This is a genomic window from Variovorax raffinosi (assembly GCF_051216615.1).
In the GTDB taxonomy this organism is placed as follows: Bacteria; Pseudomonadota; Gammaproteobacteria; order Burkholderiales; family Burkholderiaceae_C; genus Variovorax.
Genome location: NZ_JBPJZR010000002.1, coordinates 108,081 through 123,892 on the forward strand (window position 1 = coordinate 108,081; position 15,812 = coordinate 123,892).

The 15,812-nt window shown below is 67.8% G+C and carries 13 protein-coding genes; 3 read left to right on the forward strand and 10 right to left on the reverse strand.

Annotated elements, in window-relative coordinates; all coding sequences use genetic code 11:
* Positions 1-5: 5 nt before the first annotated feature.
* The 6 genes from ACSFB7_RS06590 to ACSFB7_RS06615 all read right to left on the reverse strand — a co-directional run bounded on the left by ACSFB7_RS06590 (position 6) and on the right by ACSFB7_RS06615 (position 10,215).
* The gene (locus ACSFB7_RS06590) at positions 6-1,088 is read right to left on the reverse strand and encodes an aldose epimerase family protein (protein WP_435468278.1); all 1,083 of its coding nucleotides are present in this window, start codon (positions 1,086-1,088) and stop codon (positions 6-8) included.
* Positions 1,085-2,041 (reverse strand): alpha/beta hydrolase family protein, encoded by a 957-nt coding sequence (locus ACSFB7_RS06595; protein ID WP_435468280.1) that lies wholly within the window; start codon positions 2,039-2,041, stop codon positions 1,085-1,087. The genes ACSFB7_RS06590 and ACSFB7_RS06595 overlap by 4 nt, the downstream gene beginning before the upstream one ends.
* A complete protein-coding gene (locus ACSFB7_RS06600; RefSeq protein WP_435468282.1) occupies positions 2,038-6,825 on the reverse strand; it encodes a CapA family protein in 4,788 nt (1,595 codons plus the stop codon). Before ACSFB7_RS06600 ends, ACSFB7_RS06595 begins: the two co-directional genes overlap by 4 nt.
* 66 nt (positions 6,826-6,891) lie before the next feature.
* Positions 6,892-7,935 (reverse strand): OmpA family protein, encoded by a 1,044-nt coding sequence (locus ACSFB7_RS06605; RefSeq protein WP_435468284.1) that lies wholly within the window; start codon positions 7,933-7,935, stop codon positions 6,892-6,894.
* Between the two features lie 168 nt (positions 7,936-8,103).
* Positions 8,104-8,928, reverse strand: a complete 825-nt coding sequence (locus ACSFB7_RS06610) for a HoxN/HupN/NixA family nickel/cobalt transporter (RefSeq protein WP_187114068.1) — start codon at positions 8,926-8,928, stop codon at positions 8,104-8,106.
* Between the two features lie 408 nt (positions 8,929-9,336).
* Entirely contained in the window at positions 9,337-10,215 is an 879-nt protein-coding gene (locus ACSFB7_RS06615; protein WP_435468286.1) for a LysR family transcriptional regulator, read from the reverse strand.
* A 145-nt stretch (positions 10,216-10,360) separates the two neighbouring features.
* Between ACSFB7_RS06615 and ACSFB7_RS06620 the strand changes: the two genes are divergently transcribed.
* From ACSFB7_RS06620 to ACSFB7_RS06630, 3 genes are all read left to right on the forward strand, one after another.
* Entirely contained in the window at positions 10,361-11,341 is a 981-nt protein-coding gene (locus tag ACSFB7_RS06620; protein WP_435468288.1) for a DMT family transporter, read from the forward strand.
* Positions 11,338-12,465 (forward strand): NADH:flavin oxidoreductase/NADH oxidase, encoded by a 1,128-nt coding sequence (locus ACSFB7_RS06625; protein WP_435468290.1) that lies wholly within the window; start codon positions 11,338-11,340, stop codon positions 12,463-12,465. Before ACSFB7_RS06620 ends, ACSFB7_RS06625 begins: the two co-directional genes overlap by 4 nt.
* 92 nt (positions 12,466-12,557) lie before the next feature.
* Complete coding sequence (locus ACSFB7_RS06630) at positions 12,558-13,190, forward strand: LysE family translocator (RefSeq protein WP_435469933.1); 633 nt, start codon at positions 12,558-12,560, stop codon at positions 13,188-13,190.
* Between the two features lie 48 nt (positions 13,191-13,238).
* On the opposite strand, the gene ACSFB7_RS06635 is transcribed toward ACSFB7_RS06630, so the two are convergent.
* The 4 genes from ACSFB7_RS06635 to ACSFB7_RS06650 all read right to left on the reverse strand — a co-directional run bounded on the left by ACSFB7_RS06635 (position 13,239) and on the right by ACSFB7_RS06650 (position 15,799).
* Positions 13,239-13,724 carry a DUF2147 domain-containing protein gene (locus ACSFB7_RS06635; protein WP_435468292.1) on the reverse strand — a complete coding sequence of 162 codons (486 nt, stop codon included), beginning with the start codon at positions 13,722-13,724 and terminating at the stop codon, positions 13,239-13,241.
* 139 nt (positions 13,725-13,863) lie between these two features.
* On the reverse strand, positions 13,864-14,655 hold the full coding sequence (locus ACSFB7_RS06640) for a class I SAM-dependent methyltransferase (RefSeq protein WP_435468294.1): 792 nt from the start codon (positions 14,653-14,655) through the stop codon (positions 13,864-13,866).
* Entirely contained in the window at positions 14,652-15,197 is a 546-nt protein-coding gene (locus ACSFB7_RS06645; protein ID WP_435468296.1) for a GNAT family N-acetyltransferase, read from the reverse strand. The genes ACSFB7_RS06640 and ACSFB7_RS06645 overlap by 4 nt, the downstream gene beginning before the upstream one ends.
* Before the next feature lie 2 nt (positions 15,198-15,199).
* Entirely contained in the window at positions 15,200-15,799 is a 600-nt protein-coding gene (locus ACSFB7_RS06650) for a helix-turn-helix domain-containing protein (protein WP_435468298.1), read from the reverse strand.
* Positions 15,800-15,812 lie beyond the last annotated feature (13 nt).

Here is a 15,812-nt window from a genome sequence, read left to right on the forward strand (position 1 = left end):
GGGCTTCAGCAAAGGCTGAAGCGGTGTTCGGTCGTGCTGCTGAAGACTTCACCCGGCCGCAGCACGGTCGAAGGAAAGCCCGGCCGGTTCGGTGAATCGGGATAGTGCTGCGTTTCCAGGCACAGCCCGTCGCCCTGTCGCAGGCTCGCACCGGCCGTTCCCATCAGGCTGCCGTCGAGGAAGTTACCCGAATAGAACTGCACGCCCGGCTCGCTGGTGTGCACTTCCATCACGCGACCCGAGGCTTCGTGCTCGAGGCGCGCCGCCAGCGCCAAGCCATCGCGGGCATCGTGCCGTTCGAGCACCCAGTTGTGGTCGTAACCGTGCGCGACCAACAGTTGCTCGTGCCCTTCGCGAATGCGTGCGCCGATGTGCGTGGCTTCGCGAAAGTCGAAGGGCGTCGCCGCCACATCGGCCAGCCCGAGCGGGATCAGCGTCGCGTCCACCGGGCAGTAGCGGCTCGCGGGAAGCGTCAGCCGGTGGTCCATCACCGAGCCGCTGCCTGCAAGGTTGAAGTAATCGTGGTGGCTCAGGTTCAGCACCGTCGGCCGATCGGTCACGGCGCGGTAGTCGATGCGCCATGTGTTGGCCGTTGCACTGAGCGTGTAGCGCACTGCCAGTTGCACCTCGCCGGGGTAGCCCTCTTCGCCATCGGCGCTGGTGTAGCGCAGTTCGATGGCGATGTCGCCGCCGGCCTGTTCGGGCGCGAGCGGCTCGATCTGCCAGAAGCGCGTGCCGAAACCGTCCTTGCCGCCGTGCAACGAGTTGGGCCCGTCGTTGAGGTCCACCTGATGCGCCACCCCATCGAGCGTGAAGCGCCCCGCCGCGATCCGGTTGGCATAGCGCCCGACGATGGTGCCCAGGTGCGGATGCGGCCTCAGGTAGTCGGCCAGCGTCGGCAGGGCCAGCACGATGTTCGCGCTCTGCCCCTGCCGGTCGGGCACGCGCAACGCGGTGACGATGCCGCCGCGATTGATCGCGCTCAGGCTCAGGCCCCGGCCGTTGTCGAGGGTGTATTCGGTCACGGCTCGGCCATCGGGCATGCGGCCGTATTCGCGCGAAGTGATGCTGCTGTTGTTGTTGCTCATGGGCGGTCTTGTGACGGGAACATGGCTTCGCGCGCGCACAGCGAGGCGGTGCGCAGGCCAATGCCGTCCTTCAGGTCGTGGAACTCGGGCGGCTCGGCCGCATGCGTACGGATCTCGATGCGGTGCCCTGCCTTGGCCACCGCATCGGCAAAGCGCTGCTGCAGCGCAAAGGGCGTGTTCTGGTCGTCGCGGTTGCCGATCAGCACGATGCGCCGCGAGGCATCGCGCGCGATGCCGCTCACATGGTCGAGCGGGTCGTAGAACTGCGTGCTGCCGGTGGTGTCGGTCAGGCCGTCCTTCGAGCGGCCGAGCAGACGTGCGCGCTCCAGCAGCCCGAAGGCGCCCGAGGTCAGCACCGCGCAGGCCACCCGCGTGCGCCCCATCGTCAGCAGCGCGGCGCCCGCCGTGGCGCCGCCGCTGTGGCCGACGATCACGATGCGCTGCAGCTTGTGGCGCGCCATGAGCGCATCGAGCGCCGCGTCGAGCGCATGAAACTCCACCGGCTGGCGCCGCTTGCGGTGATCGCCCGACGAGCCGTAGGTGCCGGGCCGCGCGACAAAGATCCACGGCACGCCTGCGCGGTCGCGATTGCGTTGCGCATCGAGCGTGCGCAAGACTTCGGTGTTCTCGGGAATGCGCGTGGGCGCCTGGTCCATCACGCCGTCGCGGTCGCCGGAGAACTGCACGATGGCCATGCGCGCACCTTCGATGTCGTCGCTGGCAAAGTAGCGGATGCAGGCGGGCCCTTCGACCGGTTGCACCCACAGGTAGCCCGCGCGGTCGGGACAGTTGACGCGCACGGCGGGCTGGTTCCAGTGCAGCACGGCATCGCCGGACGCCACCAGGGGCGCGGGCACATCGGGGCCGGTGCGCTGCGCGCAAGCCGTCTGCGCCAACGCAAGCAGCATGAGCGCAAAGCGCGCATGCCGCCGAAGGTGGCCCGATGCACTCACAGCTTTTCCAGCAGGCGCGGAATCTCGCCGAAGTCGGACAACTGGCGGTCGCCCTTCACCAGCACCAGGTCGCCGTCGCGCAGGAAGTCGCCGAGGTAACCCGCCACCTGCGCCGCATCGTCGAAGTGCGGCCCGAGCAGTTCGGCCGGCACTTCTTCGCGCAGCCAGCGCATCTCGTGCCCGTGCGTCACCACATGCTGGATGCCCGATGCCATCAGCGGCGCGGCCAGGCTGCGGTGCATGGCCTCTGCATCCTGGTCGAGATTGATGATGCGGCCCAGCACGCCGATCTTGCGCGTGACCGGCCCGGTCTCCGCGCGCTGGTAGGTGCGCACGAACTCCATGGCGTTGCGCATCGACATGACTTCGGCGTTCCAGCTGTCGTCGATCAGCGTGGCCTGCACGCCGGCCTGCGTGCGCAGCGCGCGCACCTGCATCACCGATGCGGGCAGGCGCACATGCGGCATGCGCGCGCAGGCGGCCTCGCCATCGAAGCCCATGGCCAGCAATGCGGCAAAGGCCAGCGCTGAATTGCGCACGAGGCCCGCGCTCTCGATGGGGAACACGTATTCCAGCGTACGCCCCGCCACGGCAAGGCGAACGCGGCAGCCGCCACCAGGCTCGGGGCGGGTGTCGACCACGCGAACGTCGGCGTCGGGCCGGGTGCCCACCACCCAGATCGCGCCCGCCGTGCGCGCGGCCCCTTTCACGACCTGCGCAAGACAGGGAATGTGGTCGGCCACGATGGCCACGCCGCCGGGCTCCAGGCCCAGGAAGATGCGCGACTTGAATTCGGCCGTCAGCTCCAGCGTCGAAGCCTGGCGGGTCTGCGACAGGCCGATCTCGGTGACGATGGCCACGTGCGGCCGCGCCACCAGCGAGATCGGGCCGCGTTCCATCCAGAGGCCGCTCTGCGCCATTTCGAGAATGCACACGTCCGCGTCGGCCGCGAGGTTGGCCAGGATGGCCGGCACGCCGACGCGCGAGTTGTAGTTGTCGACGGTGGTGCGCACGCGCGCCGCTTCGGGCAGCAGGTCGCGCAGCATGGCGATGGTGGACGACTTGCCGACAGTGCCGGTCACGCCCACCACGAAACCCTGGTAGCGCTCGCGCGCGGCGGCGCCCAGCGCGAGCATGGCGCGGATCGGATCGTCCACCTGCAGCAGCGGAAAGGCGGGGTCGAGCCCGTCCACCGGATGCGCGACCATGGCCCCGGCCAGTGCCTGCTGCAGGCCGGGCAGTTCGAGGTGGCGGTCCCAGTTGTCCGGACGCGGCTTGCTGTAGCTCTCGTGCACGGCCAGCGTGCGGTAGTCGGAGGCGACGAAGAGCGCCGGGCCGGGCAGCATCGCCAGGTGGCTGGAGCCGCGCACCACCGAGTTGACGGACCAGCCCGGCGGCGGCTCGACCAGCCAATGGCCGCCCGTCACCTCCTGCAGTTGCGCGGCCGTCCACAGCGGTGCCGGGTTCGGGCCCGCGCCGGGGCGCAGTGCGGCGAGCACGGGCGCCGGGCGCTGCGGCAGCGGCGTCGGAAAGTCCGGCACGCGCAGGCCGCACCACACGGGCAGCAGGCGCGCAGATGGCAGGTTGGGCAGGCCGGGTACATCGCCGCGCACGCGCACTTCGAGCCGCAGCACATCGCTTTCGAGCAGGCCGGGGCGCGGTGCGCGCAGGCCGTAGCGGTCGCGGTAGATGCGGCCGGACTCCCATCGGCTGGTGGGCCACATCCAGTCGCAGGGGTCGTGGTCCATGCCTTCGCCCCAGGGCGGCATGGTGGTGCTGCGCGTCGGCACGGCGCGGAACTGCACGCGCAGGTCGGCGGCCACGGGTGCATCGACGGTCCAGAACGATTCGACCCACAGCATGCGGCGCCCGACGATCTGCCGTGGCGCGCAGCGCATGCCCAGCAGGCGCAGCGGGCCGATCTGCAGCGGCGGCATCTGCGCGTCGATGGGCACGGCGTCGACCAGCCACTCGGGGCGCGGCGCACGCACCGGACCGACGACGACGGTAGTTGGGCGCGGCGCCGCAGGCATCACCACCGGCTCCGCCTTGGACACCGGCCGCGCGGGCGGCGACAGGCGCACGGCGCAACAGCCGCCGGGCGCGGGTGTCATCTCGGTGCCGAAGGCGCGGCATTGTTCGGCGAAGCGCGCGCTCGCGGCCTGCGCCTGCTCGCCGCCGAGCTGCTTCGAGAAGCCGAAGCCGACGCCGACCGGCGTGAACATCACTTGCTCGACGCCGTGCAAACCCAGCGTCAGCGAGAACACGCCGGAGGGCGCGAAGTCGTTGCGGATGGAGTCGAACAGCAGGTCGCCCGCGTCATGCAGGATCGGCCGGCCGCGATGGATCTCGATGCCCTGCAGCACATGCGCCGAAGTGCCGAGCACCGCATCGGCCCCCGCATCGACGATGGCATGGCCGACCGCGATCTCCGCGGCGGAAGGCTCGGTTTCGAGGTTGTCGCCCCAGTGCACCGCCACCAGCACCACGTCGGCCTCGGCGCGCGCGGCTTCGATGCGCGGCGCGAGCGTGATCGTCCATGCGGCGGGATCGTCGAGCGACAGCCATGCGGCACCGGGCTGCTCTTCGCCGGCCGCGAAGCGCGGCTGCGTGGCATCGAGCGAGAACAGCGCCACGCGCACACCGCCCGCGCGACGGAAGGCCGGGCGCAACGCGGCCTCGCGCGTGCTGCCCGTGCCCGCGTGGGCGATGCCTGCGGCGTTCAACAGGCCTTGCTGTTCCAGCAGCGCCTCGGGGCCGTAGTCGCCGCTGTGGTTGTTGGCGGTGGCGACCATGCCGATGCCCGCTTCGGTCAGCACCGCGAGCATTTCGGGCCGGGCACGGTAGTAGTACGGGCCGGCCTCGCCCTTTTCCACGCCTTGCTCGCCGGTGGTGGCGACCACGCATTCGAGGTTGACGATGCGCAGGTCGGCTTCGCGCAGCGCGGCGATGTCGCCGAGCATCCTGTGCGCCCCGCCCAGCTCGTGCATGCGGTAGTGCTGGCGGCGCCCGAGGTTCACGTCGCCACCCCATGCGACCACCGTCGTTGCCGTTGCCGTCGCCTGCAATGCCGCAGGCTGGCTCGCCAGTTCGGCCAGCCGCGCTTCACGTGCCTTCAGTATCCGGTGGTAGGCGACATAGCCCGAGAGGTAGTGCTCCACGTCGTCGATGCGCACGCGAAAGCTGTGGTGCTTGATGAAGAACGAGCCCGCGATGCGATCGGGGTTGCGGAAGAACATCGCCAGCTCGGGCCAGAAGTGGCCGTTGGCGAGGTAGCGCGCGCGGTACTCCAGCGCGCGGTCGAACTTGTCGCGGTCGAGCTCGGCCAGCAGCGGGCGCAGCGCCGGGTCGGCTTCCATGCGCAGCACCATCTCGCGCGCGGCCATCATCAATTCGAGCAGCGTCGGAAAGGTGGTGATGCGCTCCAGCACGAAGTCCAGGTAGCCGGACACGTTCTGCAGGCCGAACTGGTAGTAGCGCGTCTCGGGCCGAAAGCGCGTGAGTTCGTTGACGCAGTAGCTCAGCCAGTGGTCGTGCGCGCGCCAGTGCTCGGCGGCAATGAAATGCTCGAAGGCTTTCTCGACCACCGCGAGCCAGCGCGCGTCGCGCGTGAGGCCGTACAGCCGCATCATGCCGAAGGCGGCTTCGCCGTCGTAGTAGATGACGCGGAACTTGTCCTTGACGTCGAGCGCCGGCGCATTGAGCACGTGCACGAAGCTGCCGGTCTGCGGGTCCTGCATGTGGCGGATGCCCAGTGCAAGCTGCTCCATCAGCGGCTGGTAGTGCGTGTCGCCGGTCAGCTCGGTGTACTTGACGAAGGCGAGCAGGCAGACGGCGTTGCCGCCCAGCTTGATCTCGCTGCCGATGTCCAGCAGGTAGGCCGCGCGCGTGCCGTCCGGCAGGTTGGCCGGCCGTATCAGGTTGGTCGCCAGGAAGGCCAGCGAGCGATCGATGGCGGCCTTCTGCGTGGCGTCGCGCGTCATCTCCCAGGCTTCCAGCATCGCGTAGGTGGAGCTGGCGTGCCGCAGCGTGTTGTAAGTGGGAATGGCGCGGTCGAAGCAGGGAAACCAGCCGTAGTCGAATTCGCCCGTGGGCTTGACCTGCTTGGCAAGGTAGACGCTGGCGTCGTCGATCATCGCGCGGATCAGCGCGGTGTTCCAGTCGGGCAGCGTGCGCAGGCCGGCCGCCTGCCCTTGCGCGGCGATCGGCCAGGCGCCCTTGGCGTCCACGTACACGGCGCGGGTGGTGAAGCACCAGACGGGCGCGGCGTCGTCCGCCGGAAAGTCGATCTCGCGGCCGAAGCGGCGCTTGGTGTGCAGGTGCAGGTTGCCGGTGTTGGGCTCGGAATGCTCCACGTCGCCGTTGTAGAGGATCGCGCTGCCGTGCATTTCCTGCGCGAGCAGCGCGACGTCGAACTTCGCGTCGAAGGCGATGCCCAGGTTGAAATAGTTGCGCTTGGTCTGCGCCATCTGCGCCTTGAGCGCGCCCCAGCTCAGGGCCCAGACCTGGTCGACCACCTCCGCGCGCAGGCGCTGCGTCGGGTGCTCGATGCGCTTTGCAAGCGCCGCCGCCGCACTGGCCGCCTGGCGCCACGCCGCCTCGATGTCCGCCCCCCGGCCCGACGCCACGCGGGCCCGGCTGGCGCCTTCGCCGATGGCGAGGAACACCACGCATCCGGCCTCGCCGGTGGCCGGCGGCGCGGCGGCAAGAGCGCCGTGCGGGTCCGCCAGTGCCTGCCTGGCGCGGTTCAACAGATCGGTGAGGGTGTGCGGATCTTGGTTCATGCAGCCGCGAATGATGACAGGCCCCCGCGTGGCCTGTCACCCCGGCAATCCATGAGTGCGTGCGCCTTACAGGCGCAGCAATTCCACCCGGCGGTTCTTCGCGCGGCCGTCCTCGCTGGTGTTGGGCGCGACCGGCTCCTTCGAGCCCGCCCCGCGCGACGTGAAGCGGCGCGCATCCAGCCCCGACTTCGCCAGCGCCGCGATGACCGACACGCTGCGCCGGCGCGACAGGTCGGCGTTGTGCGGCTCCTCGCCCTGCGCGTCGGTGTGGCCCACCACCTGCACGCGCAATTGCGGGTTGCTGCGCATCAGCTTGGCGATCTCGTCGAGCGTAGGCTGCGAGTCGGGCTTGATGCTGTCCTTGTCCAGGTCGAAGTGAATGCCGTAGAGGCTGACGCGGCCGTTTTCCTGCAGGCTCTTCTGCATGGCCGGGGCATCGACGAAGACAATCTTGTCGGTTTCCATCGCCTTGGTCTCGACGATGCGCACCAGCGCGAAGCTGCCGCGAAAGCTGCCTTCGGCGAACGCGATGCTGGCGTAGACCTTGCCATTGGGCGTGTCGTTCTGGGCGAGCAGGTAGCGGCCGTCGCTCTCGAAATAGGTGCTCACGTAGGTGCGCCCGTAGCCGATCAGCGGCCATTCGGGCGTGTCGATGACGGTGGCCAGTTCGGAGACGTCGGTATTGGGCTCGCTCTTTTCCGGGTCCTTTTTGTAGCAGCTGCCGTCCTTGGTGCCGCACGAGAACATGATCTGGAAGCCCTTGGCCTTCAGGCCCGCCTCGTAGTTGCGCTGCACTTCGAGCAGCGAGCGGCCTTCGGGCAGGTGGTAGTAGTAGAGCGAGACCTTGCCCGCCACCCGCAGCAGGTTGGGCTTGGGCTTCGGGTCGCCCCAGGGCTGGATCGGCTCGCGCAGCAGTCCGACCTCGTCGTAGTTCTTGACCTGGAAGGCGTCCATGGTCGAGCCTTCATAGCGCCCGACCAGCGGGTGGTCCTTGGCGGGCTCGGCCGCCGACGCAAAGGTGGCGGCCGCGAGCAGCGCTGCAGACGCCAGAAGTTGTTGCCAGCGCCGGCCGTGGTGAAACGACCGGAACGCGGAGATTGAATGAGCCATGTGGTGGTTGTCCGTTTTCCATGCGAATCGCGCCTCGGATGAGGCGCGATTCAAAGGTATCGGTGGCTCGCAGCGGGGGCAATAAGCCGTTCGGCCAGCCCATTAAGAAGAAGCGTTTAAGAACGGCGCGGACGGATGCAAACAGCCGCAATTGCCCGGCGCTTTTCGCTATTTCGGGGCGGCGTTAGCGGCGGCCGAGCGGGACCGCGCGCGAGCGATCCAGCTCCAAAGCGCGAGCATCACGGCGACCAGCGCAAAGCCGGTCCACGAGAACGCGAGGTCGCTGAGTTCGACCTGCGGGAACCACGCCTTGGCCAGGTTGTACGCAGCGACCGCATAGGAGATGAAGACGATCAGCCAACCCAAAATGCGCCGCGCCTTGCGCCCGGCCTCGGGGCCTTCGGCGCTGCGGCTGATGCGGCAGACCAGCCGGCCATCGAGCGTGTCGGTGATGACCATGCCGGCGGTAAAAGTCAGGCCCGCCGTGAGCGCGGCCCAGGCACCGCCGTCGCGGTTGCTGGCCACGTAGCCCCAGGCGGCGGCCTGCGTGGCGGTGTCGAACACGGTGGCGAACAGCACACCGATGACGATGATGGCCCACGCGCTGGACTGCGCCTGCAGGCGCTTGGGAATCAGGCTCATCTTCCAGCCCATCGGCGCATACGCTTCATTGCGGCCGAGCAGCAGCCGCAGGTTGAGGGTGCCGACCAGCAGGAGCAGCGCAGTCGGAATCCACTCGAACACCTGGATGACGACGGCCGGTGGATCGATATGCAGCGTGAGCCGGCTCACAACCACCGCAATGGCGGTGACCAGCAGGCCGTGGCCGACGGCGAACAACGTGCCGACCCAGCCCGCATGTCGGTGTTTGTGCGACAGCGCCCGCCAGGTCAGGCCGTCGATGCAGGCGATGTGGTCGGGGTCGAGGCCATGACGCAGACCGAGCACGAACATCAACAAGAGGCCAGGCAGGGGAGCGATTTCAGCGGTCATGAGGGCGGTGCGTTGTGGCGGCGGGCATCGTACTCTGCTGTGAAGTTCGGTGCTGTGTCTGTTCGGGTCAGTTGTTGGTCAGTTTTTTCGTTTGCGAGCGGTGTGTTCGGGGCGGGGTCATTCGGGGCGAGTGCGAATGACACCAGGTGCTCCCCTCCGCGAATGTCCCCCGCTTCGCTCCTCCTTTATTTCGCTGCGGGGAGCACCTGGTGCCATTCGCACATGGACGCGTCGCTGGTTTTCGCTGATCAACAAGTGCTCTGAGCGCTCACGTCGATACGGGGCTCTTTTTCGCGAAATAAAGGAGGAGCGAAGCGGGGGACATTCGCGAAAAAGAGCACCGTGTCGGCGGGAGCGTCGCCCTGAACAGCAGCGCCCCAAAAAATCAAACACAACGCATCAAGAAGCTCAGGCCCAAGCCTCCAACACCGCACTGCGCACAGCATCCACAGCCACGGCGCGCTTGCCGCCAGCCGGCGCAACCCAACAAAGCCAAGTGTGCGAACGCCACCCCTGCCAGATCGCCAGCTCACCATTGCGCTCTCCCTGCTCAGCCTGATCCAGCCGCAGCAACCCAGCGCCCATGCCGCTCGCAACCATGCTGCGGATCGCGCTTTCACCATCGGCCGTGCGACCCTGGCGGTACTCGCGACCCGCATCAGCGAACAGCTTTTCGAGATGCACACGCAGGATGCATGAAAGCGGCGTGCCCACCCACGGCAGGTTCGTGAGCTGGTCGAGCGACAGGTCGGGATGCGCCTGTGCGATTGGCACCGGCAACGTGACGACCAGATCGACCGCGCCCAACCGATGCAGCTCCAGTCCCTCGCTCTGCTCGCCGTCGCTCAGCACATAGGCGCAATCGAGTTCGCCGCGCTGCACGGCGGACAGCGTTTCGTAAGACAGCCCCTGCTTCAGTTGCAGCGTGACCTGCGGATGGCGCTCCGCCAGCTTCACCAGCACATCACCCAGCCGCAACGCCACCGGATCGACCACCGTGCCGAAGCGGACCACGCCCTGCGCCGCGCCCCGCAACTGGTCGGCCGCCGAACGCATGCGCGACGCCGAGGCCAGCGTGCGCTCGGCCTCTTCCAGCAGGCTGAGGCCGGCCTCGGTGGGCGACATGCCCTTGGGCGTGCGCTCGAACAGCTTCACGCCCAGTTCGTCTTCCAGCGCCTTGAGCTGCGCGCTGACCGCCGGCGCGCTGGTGAACACGCGCTCGGCGGCGCGGGTCAGGCTGCCTTCCTTCGCAATGGCGACAAAGGTCTTCAGTTGGTAAAGCTCCATGGGGCAAATTGTGAGCGCTCCGGCCGCTTTCGGCCCTTCGCATTTTTGGAGGCCTCTATCCAAAGAAGCGAATGGCAATCGGCGCGGTGAAACCCGATCCTTGGAGCCATCGATTCGTTCAATCATTCATCGCCAAAGGCTCCCCATGTCTCCTCGTCAACGCCTGCTCGGCATCGCCGCGCTGCTGCTCGCCACATCCGGCTGGGGCGGCATGTTCCTGGTCAGCAAGGGCGTGCTCCACCACGTCGCGCCGGTGTGGTTCACGCTCATCCGCTACAGCATGGCGGCGCTGCTGTTCGTGCTGCTCATTCTTCCGCGCGGCGCGGCGCCCTGGCGCAAGCTGCGGCTGAATGCGGGGCCGCTGGCGCTGCGCGGCTACGCGGGCTTCGGCGTCTTCAGCGTGATGCTGCTGGTCGGGCTCTCGCATTCGGTGCCCTCGCACGGCGCGGTGATCATGGCGACCACGCCGATGACCACGCAACTGCTGCGCTGGGCGCTCGACGGCGTGCGGCCCGCGCGCGCCACGCTGTTGACCACCGCACTGGCGCTGCTGGGCGTGGCCATCGTGTCAGGGCTGTTGTTCAGCGCGGGGCCGGCCGCCGAGTCCACGCTCTTCGGCGATGCGGTGGCCTTCATCGGCACGCTGGGCTGGGTCTGGTACACGCGCGGCGCGGCACGCTTTCCGGAACTCGACGTGATCGAGTACACCGCGCTCACGGTGCTGGCCTCGTGGCCGCTGCTGCTGGCCACCGCCACCGTCGCCACGCTGCTGGGCTGGTCGCATGCGCCGAGCATGGAAGGCCTTCGCCTCTCGTGGCAGGCATTGTTGTACGTGGGGCTGGTGTCTTCGGCGATTGCGGTGCTGGCGTTCAACTACGGCGTGCGCACGCTCGGTGCGGTCACGGGCACGGCTTTTCTCAACTTCGTGCCGGTGTCGGCGCTGCTGATGGGCGTGGCCATGGGCAAGCTGCCCACGGTGAACGAGATCGTCGGCATGGCGATGGTGGTCGGCGCGCTGCTGATCCATACCGCCACGAGCCGCAAGGCTTCTGCGGCGCCCGCGCCACGCATCGCGGACACGCCCCAGAATTACCGCTCCTGTGGAGCCGCATCACCATCATCATGAGCAGTCGTAGCAGCCAACTCTTCGAGCCCTTGCGGCTCGGCAAGCTTCAGATAGACAACCGCATCGTCATCGCGCCGATGTGCCAGTACTCCGCCACGGAGGGCACGCCGGGCGACTGGCATCTCATTCACCTCGGGCACCTTGCGCTGTCGGGCGCGGGACTGCTGATCATCGAGGCGACGGCAGTAGAAGCCGAAGGGCGCATCTCGCCCGGTGACCTCGGGCTGTATTCCGACGCGAACGAAGAAGGCCTGGCGCGGGTACTGAAGGCCACGCGGGCCAATTCGCCCATCGCCATCGCCATGCAGCTCGGGCACGCAGGGCGCAAGGCATCGAGCCGCGCACCGTGGGAAGGCGGCAAGCAGATCCGCCCCGAAGAACCGGGCGGCTGGAAGGCATACGCGCCCTCCGCCGTGCCGCATTCGCCCACCGAAGACGCACCCATCGCGCTCGATGCAGCAGGCCTTGCCCGCGTGCGCGATGCCTTCGTGGCGGCAGCACGGCGCGCGGCGCGGCTGGGCATCGACGGCATCGAGATCCATGCGGCGCACGGCTACCTGCTGCACCAGTTCCTGTCGCCCATCGCCAACCACCGCGACGACGAATACGGCGGCAGCCTTGAAAACCGCATGCGTTTTCCGCTCGAGGTGTTCGACGCGGTGCGCGCGGTCTTCCCGGCCGATCGCCCGGTGTGGGTGCGCGTCTCGGCCAGCGACTGGGTGCCCGGCGGCTGGGACCTCGACAGCACGGTCGCGTTGTCGCAGGCGCTCAAGGCACGCGGCTGCGCGGCCATCCATGTGTCGAGCGGCGGCGTCTCGCCACAGCAGGCCATCACGCTCGGTGCCGGCTACCAGGTGCCGTTCGCGCAACGCATCAAGGCCGAGGTCGGCCTGCCGACCATCGCCGTCGGGCTCATCACCGAGCCCCGGCATGCCGAAGCCATCATTGCCGACGGGCAGGCCGATGCGGTGTCGCTGGCACGCGCGATCCTGTATGACCCGCGCTGGCCTTGGCATGCGGCGGCCGAGCTGGGGGCGCAGGTGAAGGCACCGCACCAGTACTGGCGCTCGCAGCCGCGGGAGTTCAAGGATCTGTTCGAGAACGCGGCGTTCGGGGCGCGTTAGTCAGTCAAGCAGTCAGTCAGTTGGCCAGGTCATTGGCTGCGAGGGTCGCCCATGTACGATCCGCCGATCGCCCGCACCGAGGACATCCGGCCATGCCATCTTCACAAGACCTGCTGACCTTTTCTCTTCTTGCACTGGGGCTGGTCGTCACGCCGGGCCCCAACATGATCTACCTGGTGTCGCGCACCTTGTCGCAGGGGCGCAAGGCAGGTTTTGTTTCCTATGCCGGCGTGGTCACCGGTTCGGTCTTCTACCTCGCATGCGCGGCGCTGGGCATCACGACCTTGCTGTTCGCGATCCCTTACGCCTATGACGCCCTGCGCTTCGCGGGCGCCATCTATCTCGGGTATCTGGCCTGGCAAACGCTGAAGAAGAACGGCTCCTCCGCATTTCAGCTTCAGGACCTGCCTGCCGACAGTCCGCGTCGCCTGTACACCATGGGCTTTCTGACGAACCTCCTCAACCCGAAGCAGGCGCTGTTTTTTCTCGCGGTCCTGCCGCAATTCATCGACGCGCAGCGGGGCAGCATCGTTGGCCAGTTCCTTCTGCTTGGCGCCCTGCAGATCGCCATCAGCATGGTCGGCAACACCTTGATCATGCTGGCTGCCGCCAGGGCCGCTTCATCACTTCAACGACGCAGCCGCTGGAGACTGGCCCAGCGCTGGATCATGGGAACAGTGCTGGCCGGACTTTCCGCAAAGCTCGCACTGCAATCGCGCAGTTGAGAACGGCGCGAGAACTGCGCTGACCCAAAAAAGCCCTCGCCGCACTTCTCAACGGTCGGACGCGGCGCGCACCCAGCGTTGTGTCTTGCCGAAGAGCGGGATGCCGACATAGGCATGCAGCAGCAATTCGCCGGCTGCATTGCCGGCGGTGCTCACCGTCATGTTGCAGTTGTAGGTCTTGCCGTTCTCGCGGTTGTAGATCTGACCGGCCCATTCGGTGGCCGGGCGCGCAGGGTCGGTCGCATCGACGGGCGCGAAGTCCTTCAGCAGCGTCATACCCAACGCCGGACGTCCGTCGGTGGGCTGCATGTCGCCGCCGCCGGGTGCCATCGAGCGATTGCCGAGCACCTTGACGACGGTGCCGCACAACGCGGCGCCGCAAGGCGCGACCTCGACTTCGAGGTTGCCGTTCGCGGTGATCCAGCGACCGCGCGGATCGTTCGCGGGAGAAGACTGGGCCTGTGCAGCGGCTGCAATGAACAACAGGACGGCGGCGAGCGCGCGGCCTGAACGATGGAGCGGGGGCATGGTCATGACGGGCTTCGTGTCGAGTGGATGAAGTGGCCATTCCATCGCGACCGACGCCTGCATGTGTGTCGAATCACCCCCCGATTCGTCGCGCACCGTATCTGGCGGGTTGCCAGACAAGGTGCGATACAAAAATCTTTGCAGCTCAAGCCGCCGCAGGTTTGACCGCGTCCAGCCAGAAGAGTTTCTGCCGCATCGCGAGCGGCCCGTCGCTCTGGATGCGTCGATGCAAATGCGCCAGCGCAACGCGGCATCCGTCGATGGTGAATTCGGGGCACACATAAGGCACGTGCTTCAGGTACCAGGCGAACGCGCCGACGTCATCGAAGGAAAGCACTTCGGCGCCCTCTTCGCCATGCGTGACGCTCAGGCCCGCGAGCGTGACCTGATCGACGGCGGTGTCCAGTTGCCATCGCGGCAACCCGGGCATTGGCAGATCCAGCAATGCATAGCAATCCGCATTGAAGTCCGACGCGACCTGCTGCGTGACGAAGCGCCCGCCAGTGGCAAGGATGCGATGCACATCGCTCGCAACAAAAGACTCGTGGCGATTGACGACCAGATGAAACGACGCATCCGCAAACGGCAGCCGCGCCTGCTCTTCTTCGCCTTGCGCCTGCGCCGCGTTGTCATCCGCGCCTTCAACCTCGACCACCTCCACGCCCAGCGGCGCAAGCCGCTCGCGCGCAATGCCGACATTCGGCGCCCATCCTTCAGTGGCCACAGTGCGCGCCGGCCGGTATGCAAGCCGGCTCAACCACTCGCCGCCGCCGGTGCCCATGTCCAGCATGTCGGGCGACTGGCGTGCGTGGCGCTCGACCTCGGCCTCGAAGTTCCATGGCGTGGCCGTGGTCGCGATGCGCCCGTTGCACGACAGGTCCCATCCGACGAGCGGCGTTGCATCCGCCTCCCGCAGCAGTCGGTCGAATTCAGTCACGACCCGGCACCGAGTTCGCGATAGAAGAAAGTGGTGCCGCACGGGCTGCCGTCGGGCAGCAGCGCATAGCCGGGGATCACGCCCACTTGTTGCCAGCCAACGCGGGCATAGAGCCGCGCGGCCTCTGCGCCCGATGTGTCGAGCACCAGCAGCGTCTTGCCATGCGCGCGCGCCGCTTGCTCGGCCGCCTGCATCAGCAGCGCGCCGAGGCCCTGGCGGCGTGCCCGGCGATGCACGAGCATCTTCGCCACCTCGCCGCGGTGCGGCTGGTTCTCGGGCTGGGCAAGCACGAGCTGCACCGTGCCGACGATGCCCTCGGCGTCTTCGGCCACGAACAAGATGCGCTCGCCGCTGGCCACGCCATCGGCCACGCCTTGCCAGAAGGCGCACGCGCGCTCGAAGGACAGCGGCTGCATGAAGCTCACCGAGGCGCCGCCCGCGACGCAATCGATGAGCACGTTGGCCAGCGCATGCACCTGCGCGTCGGTCACTGTGGGAAGGGCGCGAATGCGCGGGGTGTGGGTGGAGGTTTCGGTGGTCATGTTCATTTCCAGGAGGAAGCCGTCGAGCTGGTGATCACGACCGCGTAGCGCGCGGTCTTGCGGGTGGGGTTGTGGTAACTCATGGGGCGGTCGAGCGTGAGCGCGAGGCAGTCGCCGGCATCCAGCAGATGGCGGTCGTCGCCCACCGTGACTTCGATGCGGCCTTCGAGCACCCACACCTGCTGGTGCACCTTCGGCTCGCGCGCGCCGGTCTCGTAGGCCACGCGCGCCTTCGGTGGAAACTGCACCTCGACGATCTGGATCGGCGAGGCCGCGCTGCCCGGCGACACGTTCCTGCGCACGTAGCCCGAATGCGGATCGCGCCACAGCAACTGGTCGGCCAGCCGCGACACGGGGCCGGACTCGGCAACGGGCTCTTCAAACAGCGAGGCCAGGGGAACGCCCAGGCCGGTGGCGAGTTTTTCGAGCACCACGGCTGTCGGGCTGCTCTCGCCGCGCTCGATCAGCGAGATCATCGAACGGCTGACGCCGCAGTGCGTGGCCAGCGCATCGAGCGACAGCTCGCGCGCCGCGCGAAGGTCGCGCACGCGCTGGGCGATGCGGTCGTTCAGGCTGGCGGGTTCTTTGGGGTCTTCTTTCATATTGGATGAAATA